The organism is Bradyrhizobium sp. P5_C11_2, from assembly GCF_054049755.1.
Genome location: NZ_JBFULT010000869.1, coordinates 1 through 2024 on the forward strand (window position 1 = coordinate 1; position 2024 = coordinate 2024).

Below are 2024 nucleotides of genomic sequence, written 5' to 3' on the forward strand. Positions count from 1 at the left end.
GGGTTGACCGAGTGTTTGGGTGTTTTGCCCGTCGGGCAACGCAAGGTCTCGTAGCCCGGATGGAGCGAAGCGTAATCCGGGGTACTCGCCCGCGGACACAGCGGCCCCGGATTGCGCTGCGCTCCATCCGGGCTACTGGCTCAACGTGGTCGAGGCGCGGGCGCCCCGCTAGTCCTCGCTGGAGGCCGCGGACCGGTTGTTCAGATAGGCTTGCGACAGCAGGAAGAACAGCGCGCGCTCGCCCTGATATTTGGCGGACGGGCGCGTGCGCTCGAACCCGTCCGCAAATATCTTGCCGGACTGGTCGCACACCTGCCATCGCCAGCCAAACCGCTTGCGTCTCGTTAGGACCACTTCGAACATACCGACGGGCTGGGCCCCCTGCTCATTGCCGGTGACGCAGGCATCGATGGTCTGCGCTCCGGCCCCCTTGGACGGATGCCCGACATATAACGCAGCAGGACGGAAAGAGAATAAAATTGATTATCGGAATTACGCTAACGGTCCGGTGTTTCCCCAGGCCTTGTGGCGCGAACGCGGTTTGGTAGCGCTCGCAAGCGTATTCAAATCAGAACACAAGATCAGGACGTCCGGTAAGCGAATGCTCACCGGACGTCGACCGAGGGCTCAGCGGCCGACTCGCGCCTGCAGATGCGCGGGATAGCGATCGCCTTGCACCGCGACCTTGGCCAGCACCTCGGCGATGGCAGCGAGATCAGCTTCCGACAATGCCACCGCGGCGGCGCCAACATTCTCCTCGAGCCGGTGCAGCTTGGTGGTGCCGGGAATCGGCACGATCCAGGGCTTCCGGGCGAGCAGCCAGGCCAGAGCGATCTGCGCCGGCGTCACCTTCTTCGCCGCAGCGATATCGCCGAGCAGTTCGACCAGAGTCTGGTTGGCCTTTCGTGCGCTGGATGAGAAGCGCGGTACGATGTTCCGGAAATCGCTCGCGTCGAACGTCGTGCTCTCGGTGATCGCGCCGGTCAGAAAGCCCTTGCCGAGCGGGCTGAAGGGAACGAAGCCGATGCCGAGTTCTTCCAACGTCGGCAGGATCTCCTGCTCCGGCTCGCGCCACCACAGCGAATACTCGCTTTGCAGCGCGGCCACCGGCTGCACCGCGTGGGCGCGACGGATCGACTGCGCGCCGGCCTCCGACATGCCGAAATGCAGGACCTTGCCGTCGCGGATCAAATCCTTCACCGCGCCCGCAACGTCCTCGACCGGCACCTCCGGATCGACGCGGTGCTGGTAGAACAGATCGATGCGGTCGGTCTTCAGCCGCTTCAGCGCGGCGTCGGCGACCGCCTTTATGTTGGCGGGCCGGCTGTCGAGGCCGGCCTCGACCTTGCCGCCCTTGAAGCCGAACTTGGTCGCGATCACGACCTTGTCGCGAAATGGCGCCAGCGCCTCGCCCAACAGCTCCTCATTGGCGAACGGACCGTAGGCCTCGGCGGTGTCGAAGAAGGTCACGCCGCGCGCGAAGGCGGTCCTGACAAGCGAAATCGCCTGCGAGGTCTCCGTCGCGGGGCCATAGCCGTAGCTCAATCCCATGCAGCCGAGGCCGAGGGCCGAGACCTCGAGACCGCTCTTGCCCAATGTGCGTGTCTGCATCGCAGCTCTCCTTTTTTGTGCGACTGCGAATTTAGGTCGCATGTGGGTCAGCGATTAGGTGATAAAATCGGCATGTACTCATGATCCGGACTCATGAATGGCCCGAGCCAATATCAACGACCTCCTCACCTTTCTCGCGGTCGCGCGCGAGCGCAGTTTTACCCGCGCCGCGGCCCAGCTCGGCGTATCGCAGTCGGCACTCAGCCACACGGTGCGCGCGCTCGAAGAACGGCTCGGCCTGCGGCTCCTCACCCGCACCACCCGCAGCGTCGCGCCGACCGAGGCCGGCGAGCGCCTGCTGCGCAATATCGGGCCGCGCTTCGAGGAGATCGACGCCGAACTGTCGGCGCTGACCGCGCTGCGCGAGACGCCGGCCGGCACCGTCCGCATCACCACCGGCGAACATTCGGCAC

3 protein-coding genes are annotated in these 2024 nt (G+C 65.0%); 1 reads left to right on the forward strand and 2 read right to left on the reverse strand.

Annotated elements, in window-relative coordinates; translation table 11 throughout:
* Nucleotides 1-168: 168 nt before the first annotated feature.
* Nucleotides 169-312, reverse strand: coding sequence for a hypothetical protein (locus ACXJL8_RS39660; RefSeq protein ID WP_456618205.1), 144 nt, complete (start codon nucleotides 310-312; stop codon nucleotides 169-171).
* A gap of 315 nt (nucleotides 313-627) precedes the next feature.
* Nucleotides 628-1611 carry an aldo/keto reductase gene (locus ACXJL8_RS39665; RefSeq protein ID WP_456618206.1) on the reverse strand — a complete coding sequence of 328 codons (984 nt, stop codon included), beginning with the start codon at nucleotides 1609-1611 and terminating at the stop codon, nucleotides 628-630.
* Nucleotides 1612-1708: 97 nt separating this feature from the next.
* Here ACXJL8_RS39665 and ACXJL8_RS39670 point away from each other — a divergent pair.
* Nucleotides 1709-2024 (forward strand): LysR family transcriptional regulator (locus ACXJL8_RS39670; protein WP_456686881.1); only part of this gene is annotated, 316 nt, incomplete at its 3' end.